The sequence below is a fragment of the Nostoc sp. genome (assembly GCF_036919555.1).
Lineage (GTDB): Bacteria > Cyanobacteriota > Cyanobacteriia > Cyanobacteriales > Nostocaceae > Nostoc.
Map to the genome: position 1 here is coordinate 116,864 of NZ_JBALCS010000047.1, position 15,924 is coordinate 132,787.

Below are 15,924 nucleotides of genomic sequence, written 5' to 3' on the forward strand. Positions count from 1 at the left end.
CTAATCTCTATCGGTTTTAATTTTAAGGTTGGGTAATCCTTCTAACGGGCTAAGGTCGATAACGTCTGTATCTCCTAGAACTAATTCTGTAAGATTAGGAAGATTAGCTAGCGGACTAAGGTCGCTAACAGGTGTTTTTGAAGAGAAGAAATGACTTCCAAAAATGCTCAATTTACCTAAACATAGTTTACGTAAATTGTGACATTTAACAAGCGGACTAATATCGGTGATACCTGCTTCTGCTATAGTCAAGCTGGCAAGATTAGGAAGGTTTGCTAAGGGACTGAGGTCATTGATTTTATTATTATTTAGTTCTAAATTGGTGAGATTATAAAGGAAAGCAAGTGGAGTAATATCTTTTACTTTTGTTTCGTAAAGGCTTAGATTTTTCAGACTATAAACTTTTTCTAAAGAATTAATAACACTGATTTGCCCTGATGTCATTAATGCATCTCCATTCTCGGAAATTACTGCTCCTATACTCAGTGACGTTAGTTTATAAAGATTGGCAAGCGGACTGAAATCAGTAATATCATATTCAAGAATATTTAACTTTTCTAAATTAGTAAGGTTAGCTAGTAGAGATAGCTCGCTGATATCTGTTTGCACTAAAACAAGATTGGTAAGCTGGGTCAGAGTCTTTATAAACTGACAATCTGTAGTTTTGATATTACTTAAGTCTAGATCAGTCAAATTATAAAGAAACGCTAATGTGTTAGTATCACAATTGAAAACTTCTTGTTGGAAATAGCTACCTAAGGATAAGTGAGTCAGCTTGCTAAGTTCTGCTAAAGAACTTAAATCACAGATTTCATCTGCTTCCAATATTCTTAATTTAGTAAGATTGGTCAATTTTTGCAGTGGACTCAAATCTTTTAAAGATAGCTTTTGTATAGCCAACTCATTAATATGCTTAAGATGCTCAAATCCTTCTGATGAAACGAGAGTAGGGACATATACTTTGTTACTATGAGATAGTACCTTGTGAGCATAAGCATCACGGTCAAAAGCATCCCAAGCCCTACCTAATTCTTTACTTAAGTCATAACGAGTATCTTTTGCATAATCAGCCAAAATTTCCATAGCCGCAGAACTACCAATCTTGGCTAGTGCCTGTATACACAGAGCAGTTTCCTTGTAAGAATAGTTTGGCTTAGGAGCAAGCAAAGGTGCGATCGCATCCCCAGCCCTCGCAACCATTATCACCTCGTCATCATCTTTGGGAGGTAACAAAGCTTCAGCTTGTTTAAGGACTTCAGTACGTATCTGAGGGTCAACTTCTACGGTTGTTTCCAAACATGCCACCGCTAACAAATGCAAATAATGGCGTTTATCTGGCATTTCGTTACCCATCTGGAGCAGCCTTTCAAGCAGTTCTTTACGCTCTCTTGGGCGACCTAGACCCGCAGCAACAATAATTGCCTCACGCCATTGGTCATTGTGGGCATGTTCCAGCAGTACATTGACACTATCTTCATTAAGTGCTGCCTGTGCAGCGAGAAACTCTTGAAAGGTGCGGTGTGCAAAATCAATTTTCCCAACAGCTGGTTCCCGCAAAAGGGCTACTCTTTCCACAAATAGAGCGCGTATCTGTTTCCCAGTCACTTCCTTGGGAAGGTTCATCCCTGGCAGGCGACGCGTGAAGTGTGCATCAACTCGTTCTATTTCAACGTCAGAAAGATTATTTTCCATCATCCAATAAGCAAAGGATTGGATTAAAGCCATTTTCTGACTGTCAGACAGACCACCTGGGTAAGACTCGTCAAGGTCGAGTTTGATTTTGCGTCCGCGATCGCGGCTGTTCAACAGCATATCAATGCACTCTTGGTAAAGCTTGATACGTTCTGTAGGCAGATATTTCACCACGCTCTCGATATAGCGCACAAATCATCGCATACAACAATGGTGTGGTTGCCAGTCGCCGCAACTCAGGACGTTGACGCAATAGACGTTTTAGGTCGGTTGCCCTACTCTGCAAATTAATCTGTTGATCTTCTGAACGACGAGCAGCTGCTAGAGCCTCATGCCACTGACTAATAAACTGCTCGATATCAGTAGGACTCATAGACTGTAGTGACAGATTGAGAAATTGTGCTTGCTCCGTCCAAGTTTCCCAGTCCTGCCACTTTTCCCCTTGACCATCCTTTAGCCCAGCAGGACGTGATGTGACAACGTAACGCGCATAGGGAAAGTCTGCCACCAAGTTAGCAAGGGCATCGAAAAAATCTTGACGCTGGTTTCGTGGCAGTTCATCCACCCCATCAATTAAGACCAATGCATATCCTTCCTCAAGGCATTGATGTACCCACCCTTTGGGCATCGTATCAGCAATGTTACGAGCAATGAGTTTTGGAAATTCTTCCGGTGTGGGGAAACCTTTATCTACTAAAGACCTTAGGCGAATAAAAAATGGTATCAGTCGATTCCAAGGGGCTAAGGCGGGTGGAAAGTCTTGCTTGGCAGCACGCACAGCTAGCCACTGGAGAAGTGTACTTTTACCAGCACCAGCCCCACCCCGAATCACTATCCGTCGGCAAGTAGCAAGAGTTTCGTCTACTGGAGATGTGTGTAAACTGGTGATTTTCTCCTGCTGAACGTGAACTGCGATTTCCTCCGTTAGCCTTCTACTGATAATTTCTGCCTGTTGATTTTGCTCCTCTCGCCCGTGCTGTATTGCTGACAAGGTAACGTAGGCTATGCTGAGGCTTTGTTGAGCAGTGAAGTCATCCATTCGCGGCAAACCAAACATCTCCATCCGATCTAGTTCGCGGATGATGACTTGTCGATATTTCCTCTCAAACTCATTTTTGTCTCGCTGAGACTGTTCTTTCGATGTCTGGAAATGGTCAATAATTTCTTCTAGTCGCTGCAAACTCTCTGTAGTCGCAGCAAGTGTAAAACCTTGCAATTGTGGTGCTACTTCGATGATGCCTCTGCTTACTTCTTCTAACATCCGCTCATAGAGAGCAGTTTCATTGCGGTTAAAGTGTTTGCAAGCCTCTGGATAAGCATTACGAAGATTTAGCGTTAACGATTTTACATCCAGACTAAAACTCATCAGCAACTCACTCGTTACCTCAGCCCGACGCAATGTTTCCGCAATTTCTAATTGAATCGCCGTGCGGCTATCTTGGCAGATGCTTGCGGCTTCCAGGTCGAAAATGGGCTGTATCTTTTCTACTATCTGCTTGGCAATCTTTTCAAGACTTCTTTGTGTCTTCTCTTGGTCACTAGGATTAGAAATAAAATTTTTAAGCTTGTCTACTATATCTTCTCCAACCGCCTTCTCTGATAAGGCATTTTTCAGGCAAGTAGAGATTATTATCTTTGCTATAGCAGGGCAGAGAATGGAAAGAAGCGATCACACAACAGCCATGAGTATGATTACAAGATATTACTTAATTTTCAATGTAATTTATACAAAGCTGAATTAACCTTTATTCACCATAACTTAAGAATAAATTAAGTAATAAGATGTGTTACTTATTGCTGGGCAACAATATAGCACCAAAATGCCTACCTTATTTTCCTAAACCCAGGTGATTTAGTAAAGCTTGGCGCATCACTTCTACAGGTATAGTTTCCTGCTGCAACCAAATTTTTAAGGCTGCTACTCCTTGTTGAACTAGCATTTCTAATCCATCGATCGCAATTGCACCTTGTTTTTCTGCTTGCTCTAGAAATTGCGTCGGTTTCGGAATATATATTAAATCGTAGGCGATCGCACCTGGCGGCAAGTTTTTGATCTCATCTGGACTCAATGGCGACTCATCCACCTTGGGATACATCCCGATAGGGGTTGTGTTTACTAGCAAATCTGCTTGAGGAATCAATTTTGCTAGTTCATCCCATGTACCGACTTGCAAATTCTCTTCTATAGGTGAATTACTCCAACTATCGCAAAATGCTTGTAATTTCTCCACATTGCGCCCCAACACATAAATTTTGGCAAAACCTAGTTGATGACAACCTGCGACAACTGCTCTTGCCGCACCACCATTACCCAAAATTACCGCTACTTTCTGACTCCAATCCTGCTTATACGTTGTTTGCAAAGGGGCGATAAATCCTTCTATATCTGTATTTGTGCCTACCCATTTATTATTTTGGCGACTAACAGTATTCACTGCGCCTATAGCTTGAGCCAAGGGTGTAATTTCTGAGAGTATGGGTATAATTGCCTGTTTATGAGGTATTGTCACGTTAAAACCGACAACACCAATAGCGGCGAAACCTGCGATTGCGATCTCTAGATTTTCTGGTGCTATGGGAAAGGGAAGATAAACGTAATCTAATCCCAAATGTGCGATCGCTGCATTATGCATCACTGGCGATCGTGAATGTTCCACAGGATGTCCAATTACCCCTAGCAGTTTAGTTTTGCCTGTAATCAATCTTTCTTTAGTCATTTGTCATTTGCTATCCCATTTTTCGGTCATTCTACAGATAATTTTTACGATAGTAAGATTGATATTCCGCAGACAGCAGAGGTTCCCACCAATCACGATGATTGAGATACCATTCAACAGTTAAACGTAAACCCTGAGCAATCGTTACTGAAGGTGTCCAACCTAGCTGAGTTTTAATTTTGTTCGCATTAATTGCATATCTTCGATCATGTCCCTGTCTATCCTTGACGAAAGTAATCAACTGCTTTGTCGGATGTACTGGTAAATCAGGTGCTAATTCATCCATCATCTGACACAAAAGTTGCACAAGGTTAATATTTTCTACCTCATTATTGCCACCAATATTGTATGTTTCCCCTGGTTGACCATGATTAATCACCACGTCTAAAGCTCGACAATGATCGCCCACATAAAGCCAATCGCGCACATTTTTACCATCGCCATAAACAGGTAATGGTTTCCCTATCAAAGTGTTGATACACATCAGGGGAATTAGCTTTTCGGGAAACTGATAAGGGCCGTAATTATTAGAGCAATTTGTGATAATGGTTGGAAGTTTATAAGTATGATAATAAGCACGCACTAAATGGTCACTGCCAGCTTTGGAGGCTGAATAGGGACTATTGGGAGCGTATGGTGTAGTTTCACAAAAAGCTGGATCATCTGCGCCCAGACTACCGTAGACTTCATCAGTAGAAACGTGTAGGAAACGATAATCTGATGGCTGTGCTTTTGTCTCCCAATGCTGCCGAAAAGCTTCTAGTAGGGTGAAAGTTCCCACCACATTAGTTTGTACAAAAGCAGCAGGCCCAAGAATCGAACGATCAACATGAGATTCAGCAGCAAAATGAGCGATCGCATCAATATTTTCGGTTGCTAGTAACTGATCTATAATGGTGCGATCGCAAATATCCCCCTGCACAAACCGAAAATTCTCTCTTCCCTCAACCAGTGCCAAATTCAGACGATTCCCCGCATAAGTTAGAGCATCCAACACCACCACTCGATCATCTGGATAAACCTGACACCAATGATGGACAAAATTCGCCCCAATAAACCCCGCACCCCCCGTAACTAATAACCGCCGATTCATCCAATTTCCTCTCTTCTCTCTGTGTTTTCAGCGTCTGGAGCGGTAGCCTGCGGCAAGCCCTTCGGGTTCCCCAGTCGCTCATGGGGGAAACCCCCAAGACTGCGCTGGCTCACCGCTACGCGTCTACGTTTCTATTGCTTAAAATATTTTTTTCCCAACTTACCGTATATCCTCTGTGCAAATAACTTTACCACACGTATTCTCGTCAAAGTCTTAATATTAGAAGGTTGCTGTATCTTGTGGTCAAAAAACTCATTTAACTCATCCAGAATAACTTGGAAACGCTGAATAATCTTTTCAGTCCGATGCTCAAACAACAACTTTTCAGACAAGCTAAATGTTACTGAAGAATCAATCACCTTCATAATCCGTTGGACATCATATTCTTTTGAATATCCAGCAATTTTATAGCAATTAAATCCCGGATCTAAGTAATCAGCCAGTCCACCGTTGACACTAGAAAATACTTGACAGCCACAGGCAAGAGCTTCCATTGGTTGCAGACCAAATCCTTCACTAACACCCTGTTGTGCCCAGTACTCAGCCGAATCATAGAGGTAAACCTTGGCTCGGTTGAATAATCCAGGCAAATCCTCTATATAGGAGTCAACAACCAATACTTTACAATGTTTTTGTAACGCTGGAATCAATTCTTTAATTAAATACTCAGAAGATTTCCGAGCCTGAACTAAAACATCAATATCCCGTTCCAGACCTAAATTTTGAAACTCATCAGAAATTTGATTGGGCAAATAATAAATGAGAGAATTGGGTGATTTTTCTCCCCAATATCCCATTGTATAGCGGCTGACAGTGATGATCGGAATACTTGCTCTTAGCCTAAATGGATAACCTGCACTATGTGCATGATAAACGACATTGTATTGCTTAAGTTTAGCCACGAGTTGAGCTACATCAAATCCCCAACTGATGACAAAAATTACATCACTTAAGTTTTTCTCTTTTAGCAAATCATCAATAAAAAGCTTACCTTTTTCCCGTTGACGGTAAGTTACAACATCAGCACTACAAAACTGCTGAACCAGATTAAGTGCTTTCAACTCAGCCCAAAGACCACCACAGGCAAATTTGCCATCTGTACCAGGGAGTAAGAAGTAAAGTTTTCTCATAATTTTGTTAGGGGAGTGGGCATTAGTCACTGAGCGAAGTCGTTGTGTCGCCCCGTTATGTCGGGGTCTAAATCCCCATCCATAATGTAATTACGAATTACGAATTACGAATTATTAATCTTCCCAGCCCACTTTAACAAAATGTGACTCACGCCCCCAAACGTCGCGTGTACGGATAATATTTTCAATTGCTAGGTTAAAAGGAATGGCAGTTGTTAGGTAACGCTGTGCCATAGAACCTAAATCAGGTGCGAGTTCTGCGGCTGTCGTTGCTGCTAACCCCAAACCTATAAGTTGCTCAATTGGTCGAAATGGTAGCAACAAATGCAGACCCACAGCTAGTCCAGCCGTTAAGAGCATTGCTACTGATAAATTTGTGCCGCAACGGGGATGTACAGCCAAATCCCATTCTCCACTGGTGAGGCGATGTCGAGCAAGTGTGACCGCACGCCGCAAATCACTAATATTCACCTCACCATAGAGGTAGAATCCCTGCTCAGTAGACAAACCGCCTAATAGTTCGTTATCTCGTTGAACGTTAGTGGGTTCTCCTTTGGCAGGATAGGCACTTTTTGATTCGCTAAGAACCCAAACAGTAGCATGTTCTAAGGCGTGAACCTGCCGCAGCATCAAAATTTCTTTCAACCCCGGAATAAACGATAGCTGTCTGAGTAAGTCGGCATCTTGTGTGGGTTGCGGAAAGTCTGAAAATCGGTCTTCAAGACTCGGAACTTTCTCAGATACAGGTGTCGTCAGATAAAAGTTAAAAAATTCAAAGGGAGACGAGCCACCCTGAAAAGAAGCAGAAGTATTCATTGGAACACCGCTCTCCAAACCGATGGAGTAACATATATTTCTTTCAAATGTAACGCTTGCACTACTAAATTGTTGCTAATTTTTGTGGATGATTGTTGAGTTTGGGCGTTGGGCGTTAGGTATTAATGATTCTGCTACATAAACTCTGGACATCCTTGGACATCCAAGATTTATTTGACGTTTCATTGGGTGGAGTCGGCTGCCTTTACCCTCCGCGTCCAGACACGGTAAAGCCTACCGTGTTTTAATTACAAATCGTCCTAGTTTTTCGAGATTTTTTGCGGCATTCTGGTCCCTATCTAAGCTGATTCTACAGATTTGACAGTCAAACACTCTTACCGATAGCGGCATCGGCTGAACATGACCGCAGTTTGAGCAAGTTTTAGTAGATGGGTAGAACATAGTAGCATACACAATCTCAGAACCAAATTTTTGAGATTTGTATTCTAATTGTCTCCGAAACTCATAAAAGTTTGCATCACCCACCGCGCCAGCTAATTTATGATTTGACATCATCCCTTTGACATTTAAGCTTTCAATCACTATTTTGGCGTGGTTTTTGCTAATAGCAGTTGTAGCTTTATGTGTCGCATCACATCTGATGTCAGAGATGCGTTTATGAATCTTTGCAACTCTTAACTTTTGTTTGAAATATCTTTTAGAACCTCTGGTTTTATTGTTCAGTTGACGAGATTGTTTCGCTAATTTTTTCTTGATTTTATCCCTAGCTTTCGGGTTATCAAAAACAACCCCTGTGGATAAAGTCGCTAGCACTTTTATCCCGACATCAACTCCTACGATTGTCATCGTAGCTGATGGTTTAGGCAACTCTTGTTCAAAGGTAAAACTTATATACCAGTTACCAGCCCGTTAGGAAATTGTGAATTTAGTGGTACTTGTGTGGGGGAGTGCTTCATAAGTTCTAACCCATCCTATAGTAGGTAATTTTAGCCCAGTTCCACCAACACTAATCGGCTTACCGCCGGAATTGATAGTAAAACTATCTGTACCCCTACTTTTCTTTTTAAAGTTTGGGTAGCCTCCTAAGCCCTTAAAAAATCAAATGTCAAGCATCTCCCAAATTCTCAAAGGCAAACTCAGTTATTTTTTGACAAATGCCTTGTTCTTTTAACCATGATAAAGCCGGATTTGTCTTCACATGATTATTAAAAAATGTTCGGAGTAATCTCTGATTTGGCTTATATCCATCCTTGTATAAGGACTGCCATGTGGCTAGCCCCCAATTATATGTAAATCTTGCTATTCCAGCGTGTTTTGACATTAAAATACGCTGTTGTGAATTTAATTTCAACTGTGTTTTGAGCGATAAAAGCACTTTCTTTTAATTCCTCTTAACACTGTGATTTGCTATTATTTAATAATAGTACGTTTTGAATAAAATTATCAACAAAAATCCTTTACAGGGTTTTACATTGTTGTACAGGTTTGTCTACGATTTTGTATACTTAGAACAAGCTCTCCTGCTCCTCAGTCCCCTGCCCAAACCCTTAATTTTTCGTTGTTGATGTGTAAGTCCCACATCTGTTCTGCTGAATTTGAAAAGAAATAGGACTTACGCATTGACAGAAAACCCCAAATATGATGAACGAGAAAACCGGAGCTGCCGTAGGGGTAATTCATGAATTGCCCCTACAGTGCCGATTTATTTGCCATCAAAGTTAATGATTAATCAAAGCCTGAAACGACCTATTTTGGTAAAATCATACCATGATTAATTTGTAGAGTGCGTAAGTCCTAAGAAATTGTGATCTTTTTTATAGTTACCGAGTCCGAGGGTCAGCTGGCTCCACTAACATAAACTCCGGCTGAGTGAAGGACTCGGAACTTTTGGTAGGTGTTCACACTGAAAACTTAGACGTGAGGAGGGCAAGAATCAGTAAACCTCATTCATTGGCTCTTTAGTGTACCAGACCAGAGCAATTACCTTGCTACTAGTAAATTATTTATTCGATCTGGTTAGGCAGAAGACAACAATTGACATCATTCAAACAGACTTTGCCCCACTTTAAAGCCCAGCGCACAAGAGCTACTCGGTTTTCTGTCTCGGTTTTGGTGAGAATATTACTGATATGGTTATCAACTGTACGCTTGCTAATCTCCAGTTTTCCTGCAATCTCTTGGTTAGTTAAGCCAGTGGCCACTAAGTCGATAATTTGCAGTTCTCTGTCTGACAGACTAACGGGGGTCTCAGACTTGCCACCAGCCATGACTATTTCTATCCTCTGTTGGTATATGTACTTAATCGCTCTTTCTAATTCTAGAGGATTCTTTTGTTGGTAGGGGTTTCAAGTGTTAGCAGTAATACTATTGTCAATATTTTCTTTGGATTTCAAGTTGACAGAAATATAAATTATAAAATTATAAAGTATTAAATATTACATTATTTTACATAAAAGTCTAGTTTATTCACTGAGATAATTTTGGCGACTGTTAGAAGCATATATATGTTATGGGAGTAGTAAAAATTGCTATTTAATTCTATGAAGAACTGGCGACAGATTAGCAAAAATTATTGTAGATTTTATACTGTAAATTCCTAATCCCAAATCGAAATCTAAAATTGAAAATGAGATGAGCAATCCCCGTGTTTTGTGCCTTGGTGAAATTTTGTTTGATTGTTTAGCCGATCAATTGGGGCTAAAGCTGGAAGAAGTGAAATCTTGGACTCCCTACCCAGGAGGGGCACCAGCTAACGTCGCCTGTGCTTTAGTCAAGTTGGGGACATCAGCCGGATTTATCGGAGCCGTTGGCGAAGATGAACCAGGGAATGCGCTGGTGAAACTATTACAAGATGTAGGTGTAGAGACGACGGGGGTACAACGCCATCCCACAGCACCAACGCGGCAAGTTTATGTTACACGGGATTTGGCTGGCGATCGCACTTTCGCAGGATTTGGTCGGTATGATACCGCAGAATTTGCCGATACTCACCTGCAAGCTAAACAATTGCTAGATTCACTGTTTCAAGAGGCAGATTTTCTGGTTTTGGGTACTCTGGAATTAGCCTATCCTGAAAGTGAAGAGGCAATTCACCGCGCTCTAGAGTTAGCAGAACATTACGACTTGAAAATTGTGCTGGATGTCAACTGGCGTCCTGTATTTTGGGATGAACCAAACATCGCTCATCAAAAAATTCCAGAATTATTTAAGCGAGTCGATTTCCTCAAACTCTCCAAAGAAGAAGCTGAATGGCTATTTGAAACCGCAGATCCCGGAGCCATCACCTACCGTCTGGCTTCAATTGAGGGGGTACTAGTAACAGATGGGGAAAACGGTTGTACCTACTGTCTGGGTGAGAATGAAGGCAAATTACCTTCCTTTTCCATCCCTGTAGTTGATACAACTGGTGCAGGAGATAGCTTTTTGGCTGGATTCATCCACCAACTGAGTCAGTATGGCATCCACAGCTTGCGGGATGCAGAAACAGCAAAACGTATTGTCACATACGCCAGTGCTGTTGGAGCGCTGACTACCATTAAAGCAGGTGCGATCGCTTCTCAACCTACAGCTGCTGAAGTCGAAGCTTTTCTAGCCGCACATCAACTCTAGGAATTAGCATAAGTCACTGGGATATCAGCCACCAAAGGCTGATACTCCCAACTAGAAAATGGACGAAAGTCCTCATGCCATTCTGCGGTCATATTGCACAATAAACGTAGTTGGAGTGGTGTGGGTACTGGGTTAACCCGCTCAACTTTTACATTTAGAAGTTCTGAATTTTTGTTCTTGAGTTTGAAAACATCATCCACAATATACCGAGGACAATAACCTACGACGTAATGATCCTCAGTGCATAAGAGTAATGCACGCGGGTCATAGGGATTTTGAAATTCGTTAGCTAAATATAAGACTTCACCCGTTTGTAAATGACTAATCCGTTCAGTTGCACAAGCAGGAAGGTGTCGTAATCCATGTGCAAAAAAATGGATATGATATAAACCATTTTCATCTGGTTCTGGGCAAGGGAAAACTTCAAAATTATCCGTTACCTTGCGCCCACCACTTCGAGAAAGGATGGTAACTGGATAGTCTTCACCTTCAGGAATATTTAGCGATTGAATATAATTTTTGTAGTCGGGCCGAGAGCGTTGCATTAATCGATTATAAAATAAGGGAAATAGTTCAACCGATGTGTATACTTTGTTCACGTCGGGAAAAGAGAGCAATAGTTGAAACTCATATTTAACTTGAGCTTCTGTGGCTCCGTGAGTATACACAAAATAATATTTCGTCCCGTCATAGGTTAACCGACCGATAGGAAACCAAGCACGAATTTTTGGATCTTGCCAAGCTAAAAAAAGTGTTTTCATAGTAAAGTGTGCCGCAGCTTCAGTAGCTTGCTTTGATTTAATTCCAATATCTTCTGTGCAAATTCAATTGCTGTTTTTGATATACGATTAGACGGAATCTGTTCAAAAAGCTCTAACGTATCATTGCTTGACACCCTTGCTAGATTATTCAACCATACACTGGCGGCTGCATCTGGATAGAACTGTTGTGCTTCACAAAACGCATCAAAAGTCTTGAGGCGTTTTTTATCACCAAAACTACAATAAATTAAGGAACTACATTTTTCGGCATACCCCGTGACAGATTTATTATTAAGCTTTAAGTATCGTTTTTCATCGGATAGTTCTCGACCCATGCTGGAGGCATGGTCATAAGTTGGTGCTAAATAAATCCTCTTTTTCAAACTTATGAATGCCCAATTTTCATGGTGTCAATCACTGTTTCCGATCCAAGTATCTAAGAGTAAATACCCGATAAAAATTTCCATCGCTTGACTAATTCCCTTTGGCGGTGTCCAGTTGATGGGTAAATTTAACGAAGCATTTCCGATAGCCTTGGATACATTATCAATTGTGTGTTGAGACAGGTCTTTAGAATTTTGGGGATAATCAGGTACTATCGGAGCCAGAACTTCATTGCCTGGGCTAAGAATTGCACCTTCGGGCAAAAATGAGGGTGAAATGATGCCATTTTCACCATTGTATGCCGCCAGTTCATAATCAGCATGAGGTAGTTCCAACAACTCACACAACTCGGCTGCAATCTTCTCTGCCCAATCTTCTCCTGTGTTTGTTCTAGCTTTCTTAAATAGACAACGACCTAGATCGTGATGACGAAACCAGAACTTTTCTTTGGTTCCCAAATCTTCATCAGCCTCCGGGGCATCTAGGGGAACATCAATGATCGGAAATTGCTCTGGCATAATTTATGGGAAAGCCTGATTTAGAGCAAATTATTAACTTCACCTATTTTTAATATGTGTAACAGTCAATGGTTGCTCTTAGCTCGTTGCCACAGAGTATCAACAGTCACAAACTCATAACCTTGTTGTAGCAGTTGCGGAATGAGGATTTGAATTGTGGCAGCAACATCTTCTCCACCGTAAGCTCCATCATGCAAGACAATCAACGAACCATTTTTGACCTGCTGCATAACTCGCTCTACCACAGTAGTGACGCCTGGCCGCACCCAATCTTCTGGTACAACGCTCCACATAACTGGGCGGTAATTCCACTGAAAGAACAATTTTAAAGTCGCAGGTGTAAATAAACCATTGGGGGGGCGGACATCTCGCACCTGTTCAGGTTGCAGGTTACAGGCATTGTAGATGGCAACTTGGGTTTTTTCTAAACTGTCCTTCAGGTCATTTGGGGAAAGCATCGGAAAAGAGCGATGATCGTAGCCATGCAATCCGATCCAGTGTCCGCGATCGCAAACAACTTTAGCAATGCCTGGTGAACGGTTGACACAAACACCTAACCAAAAAAAACTCGCAGTAATGTTGTAACGGTCTAATACAGCCAAAACTTCGGGTGTGTATTGAGGATGGGGTCCATCATCAAAAGTCAGAGCGATCGCTTTAGAATCAGGATTTCCAGCCCAAAGGCAGTTGGGAAAACTCGGCTGGAGAATGCGGTAGAAAATTGGGAAGAGGGGAGCTAGCTGCATTTGCGTTTATCTGCTGCTGACAACTTTTTATAGGTGTTGCTTACGAAATACATTTCTATCTCTGACTATATCCTCAGGGGTTTTTAGATTTACTGCTCTATTTTGTAACAAAATCTGTAACAGTAATACTATTTGAGCTAGCACTCGTCTAGATTGATGACAAATCTACGGGGAATCCCTGAATGAAAGGGTAATGTTGCTCAAAGATATACGAGATTATCAAATTCTATTTCTCGGCTTGTTCCTAGTCGTGGGAATCGGTACACGAGACTGGACGCTGCGACCTGAGTTAATTGGGGTAGCGATCGCCACCAGTCTTGCAACCCAATGGATATTGTCATTAATTAGTGGCAAAGAACAAATCCCCAATCTTCGCAGTGCTTTAATTACATCTTTGGGACTGAGCCTGCTGTTGCGGGCTGACCACTGGACGACAATGGCAATAGCCGCAGCAATTGCGATCGCTAGCAAATTTATCTTCCAATTCGGTGATAAGCATTTCTTCAATCCCGCCAATTTTGGGATCATATCTGTCTTGATTCTCACCCCCGATGCTTGGGTTTCGCCGGGACAATGGGGTGAAGAGTGGTGGTATGGGCTATTATTTGTCGGCACTGGTGGAATGATTTTGCAACGTATTGGTCGCTGGGACACCACAGCAGCCTTTTTGACTGCCTACTCCTTGCTGGAAGCGATTCGTAATCTCTGGCTGGGTTGGACTTGGGATGTTTACTGGCACCGATTAATGAGCGGCTCTTTGCTGCTGTTCGCTCTATTTATGATTACAGATCCGCGATCGATTCCCAATTCCCGAATTGGGCGGGTAGTTTGGGCAGTTTGCATCGCCGGATTAACTTTTATCCTGCGGAATTATTTCTTTGTTTCCACAGCAGTCTTCTGGGCGCTGTTTGCCCTTGCGCCATTGACCATTCTGTTAGATGTTCTCTGGTTAGCCCCAAGGTTTGCTTGGCAAAGAGGAGATGAGGGAGAACTCCTAACAGACGCGATTAATCGCGTCTCTACTCCTAACTCCTGTACAGACGCGATTAATCGCGTCTCCTAACTCAGCATTAAAAAAGTAGAGGTGTAAAATGAGATTTTTTCGACTTTTAACGCCATTATTGTTGGCAATTGTAGCTGTTTTGTGCTTTGCACCCGCAGCTTGGGCATTTTGTGGATTTTATGTAGCCAAAGCTGATACGAAGTTGTATAACAAAGCTTCTCAGGTGGTGATCGCGCGAGAAGACGATCGCACTGTTATGACAATGGCAAACGACTTTCAAGGCGAGGTCAAAGATTTTGCAATAGTAATACCTGTGCCAACGGTGCTGCAAAAAGAGCAAGTTCGTGTTACCGAACCGAAGATTATCCAACGCCTAGATGCTTTTAGTGCGCCACGATTGGTAGAATATTTTGACTCAGATCCATGTGCTGTAAGTGATTCGCTAGATCGACCGGCTCCGGCATCTAGAGCAGGCGCAGTCAATGAGCAAGCTCAAAAGACAAGCGATCGCAGTTTAGGTGTGACAGTCGAAGCGCGTTTCAACGTCGGCGAATACGACATTTTGATCCTCAGCGCTAAAGAATCTGGGGGACTAGAAACTTGGCTCAAACGCAATGGCTACAAAATCCCTAGAGGAGCAAAACAGTTGCTTCAGCCCTACATCCGTTCCTCAATGAAATTCTTTGTTGCCAAAGTCAACTTGGATAAATTTGAGAAATCTGGCTATCAGTTCCTGCGTCCGTTACAAATTTCCTACCAGTCACCTAAATTCATGCTGCCAATTCGTTTGGGCATGATCAATGCTACGACAGAACAGGATTTGATTGTCTACATCCTCTCGCCCCAAGGACAGGCAGAAATCACTAACTACCGGACAGTGAAGATTCCCTCCGACGCAAACATTCCCTTGTTTGTCAAAGGTGAATTTGGTGAATTCTACAAATCCATGTTTCAAACTGCCTACACCAAAGAAGATAGAAAAGTTGGTTTTTTGGAATACGCTTGGGACATGGGTAGTTGCGATCCCTGTTCTGCCGATCCCCTAACCCCAGAAGAACTCAAGCAAGCAGGCGTATTTTGGTTAGATGATAATTCTGCAAGTAATATGCCAGTACGCCCCGGTTTTCGTCGTTCTTCTCCTAGTAGTAACGTTTTCATCTCCCGGTTGCATATTCGCTATACCCGCGACAAATTCCCTGAAGACCTGATCTTCCAACAAACTGCTAATAGTGAATCTTTCCAAGGGCGTTATGTTTTGCAACATCCCTTCCAAGGGGAACTCAAGTGTCAGGCGGGTAGAGAATATAAACGGTCTTTGCCCAAGCGTTTTGAACAAGAGGCGCAAACTCTGGCTAAACTAACCAACTGGAATATTCAAGACATTCGCAACAAAATGAAGTTGAGTGTAGGTAATCTGAGATATTCTTGGTGGGAAAGTTTCTTATCCTGGTTTGGATTATATTGAGGGGAAGTTACAAGTATTAGAGGAGAAAG

The 15,924-nt window shown here is 42.0% G+C and carries 16 protein-coding genes; 3 read left to right on the plus strand and 13 right to left on the minus strand.

What is annotated here, in order from left to right:
* The 9 genes from V7K36_RS14220 to V7K36_RS14260 all read right to left on the minus strand — a co-directional run bounded on the left by V7K36_RS14220 (nucleotide 1) and on the right by V7K36_RS14260 (nucleotide 9,676).
* Nucleotides 1-1,884 carry a hypothetical protein gene (locus V7K36_RS14220; RefSeq protein ID WP_335116667.1) on the minus strand — a complete coding sequence of 628 codons (1,884 nt, stop codon included), beginning with the start codon at nucleotides 1,882-1,884 and terminating at the stop codon, nucleotides 1-3.
* Nucleotides 1,814-3,349: an NACHT domain-containing protein gene (locus V7K36_RS14225; RefSeq protein ID WP_442948465.1), complete on the minus strand. Its 1,536-nt coding sequence runs from the start codon at nucleotides 3,347-3,349 to the stop codon at nucleotides 1,814-1,816. The genes V7K36_RS14220 and V7K36_RS14225 overlap by 71 nt, the downstream gene beginning before the upstream one ends.
* 172 nt (nucleotides 3,350-3,521) lie before the next feature.
* A complete protein-coding gene (locus tag V7K36_RS14230; RefSeq protein WP_335116671.1) occupies nucleotides 3,522-4,409 on the minus strand; it encodes a shikimate dehydrogenase in 888 nt (295 codons plus the stop codon).
* A 31-nt stretch (nucleotides 4,410-4,440) separates the two neighbouring features.
* Nucleotides 4,441-5,502 carry a dTDP-glucose 4,6-dehydratase gene (rfbB, locus tag V7K36_RS14235; protein ID WP_334823190.1) on the minus strand — a complete coding sequence of 354 codons (1,062 nt, stop codon included), beginning with the start codon at nucleotides 5,500-5,502 and terminating at the stop codon, nucleotides 4,441-4,443.
* Nucleotides 5,503-5,633: 131 nt separating this feature from the next.
* The gene (locus tag V7K36_RS14240) at nucleotides 5,634-6,632 is read right to left on the minus strand and encodes a glycosyltransferase (protein ID WP_335116673.1); all 999 of its coding nucleotides are present in this window, start codon (nucleotides 6,630-6,632) and stop codon (nucleotides 5,634-5,636) included.
* A 114-nt stretch (nucleotides 6,633-6,746) separates the two neighbouring features.
* The gene (locus V7K36_RS14245) at nucleotides 6,747-7,448 is read right to left on the minus strand and encodes a DUF6391 domain-containing protein (protein WP_335116675.1); all 702 of its coding nucleotides are present in this window, start codon (nucleotides 7,446-7,448) and stop codon (nucleotides 6,747-6,749) included.
* A gap of 234 nt (nucleotides 7,449-7,682) precedes the next feature.
* Nucleotides 7,683-8,276, minus strand: coding sequence for an RNA-guided endonuclease InsQ/TnpB family protein (locus V7K36_RS14250; RefSeq protein WP_335116677.1), 594 nt, complete (start codon nucleotides 8,274-8,276; stop codon nucleotides 7,683-7,685).
* Nucleotides 8,277-8,514: 238 nt separating this feature from the next.
* Nucleotides 8,515-8,784 carry a helix-turn-helix domain-containing protein gene (locus tag V7K36_RS14255; RefSeq protein WP_335116679.1) on the minus strand — a complete coding sequence of 90 codons (270 nt, stop codon included), beginning with the start codon at nucleotides 8,782-8,784 and terminating at the stop codon, nucleotides 8,515-8,517.
* Nucleotides 8,785-9,412: 628 nt separating this feature from the next.
* Nucleotides 9,413-9,676, minus strand: coding sequence for a helix-turn-helix domain-containing protein (locus V7K36_RS14260; protein ID WP_334823198.1), 264 nt, complete (start codon nucleotides 9,674-9,676; stop codon nucleotides 9,413-9,415).
* A gap of 364 nt (nucleotides 9,677-10,040) precedes the next feature.
* Between V7K36_RS14260 and V7K36_RS14265 the strand changes: the two genes are divergently transcribed.
* A complete protein-coding gene (locus V7K36_RS14265) occupies nucleotides 10,041-11,018 on the plus strand; it encodes a carbohydrate kinase family protein (protein ID WP_335116681.1) in 978 nt (325 codons plus the stop codon).
* Here the strand turns inward: V7K36_RS14265 and V7K36_RS14270 are convergent.
* The 4 genes from V7K36_RS14270 to V7K36_RS14285 form a co-directional block, all read right to left on the minus strand.
* Nucleotides 11,015-11,779, minus strand: a complete 765-nt coding sequence (locus V7K36_RS14270) for an HIRAN domain-containing protein (protein WP_335116683.1) — start codon at nucleotides 11,777-11,779, stop codon at nucleotides 11,015-11,017. The genes V7K36_RS14265 and V7K36_RS14270 overlap by 4 nt on opposite strands.
* The gene (locus V7K36_RS14275; RefSeq protein WP_335116685.1) at nucleotides 11,776-12,162 is read right to left on the minus strand and encodes a hypothetical protein; all 387 of its coding nucleotides are present in this window, start codon (nucleotides 12,160-12,162) and stop codon (nucleotides 11,776-11,778) included. Before V7K36_RS14275 ends, V7K36_RS14270 begins: the two co-directional genes overlap by 4 nt.
* Nucleotides 12,163-12,189: 27 nt before the next feature.
* Nucleotides 12,190-12,681, minus strand: coding sequence for a hypothetical protein (locus V7K36_RS14280; protein WP_335116687.1), 492 nt, complete (start codon nucleotides 12,679-12,681; stop codon nucleotides 12,190-12,192).
* A 65-nt stretch (nucleotides 12,682-12,746) separates the two neighbouring features.
* On the minus strand, nucleotides 12,747-13,427 hold the full coding sequence (locus V7K36_RS14285) for a polysaccharide deacetylase family protein (protein WP_335116689.1): 681 nt from the start codon (nucleotides 13,425-13,427) through the stop codon (nucleotides 12,747-12,749).
* Between the two features lie 193 nt (nucleotides 13,428-13,620).
* On the opposite strand from V7K36_RS14285, the gene V7K36_RS14290 reads away from it, so the two are divergent.
* Both V7K36_RS14290 and V7K36_RS14295 read left to right on the plus strand, forming a co-directional pair.
* Entirely contained in the window at nucleotides 13,621-14,490 is an 870-nt protein-coding gene (locus V7K36_RS14290; protein WP_334823210.1) for an RnfABCDGE type electron transport complex subunit D, read from the plus strand.
* Between the two features lie 28 nt (nucleotides 14,491-14,518).
* Nucleotides 14,519-15,895, plus strand: coding sequence for a DUF2330 domain-containing protein (locus V7K36_RS14295; RefSeq protein ID WP_335116691.1), 1,377 nt, complete (start codon nucleotides 14,519-14,521; stop codon nucleotides 15,893-15,895).
* The last annotated feature ends 29 nt before the right edge of the window (nucleotides 15,896-15,924 follow it).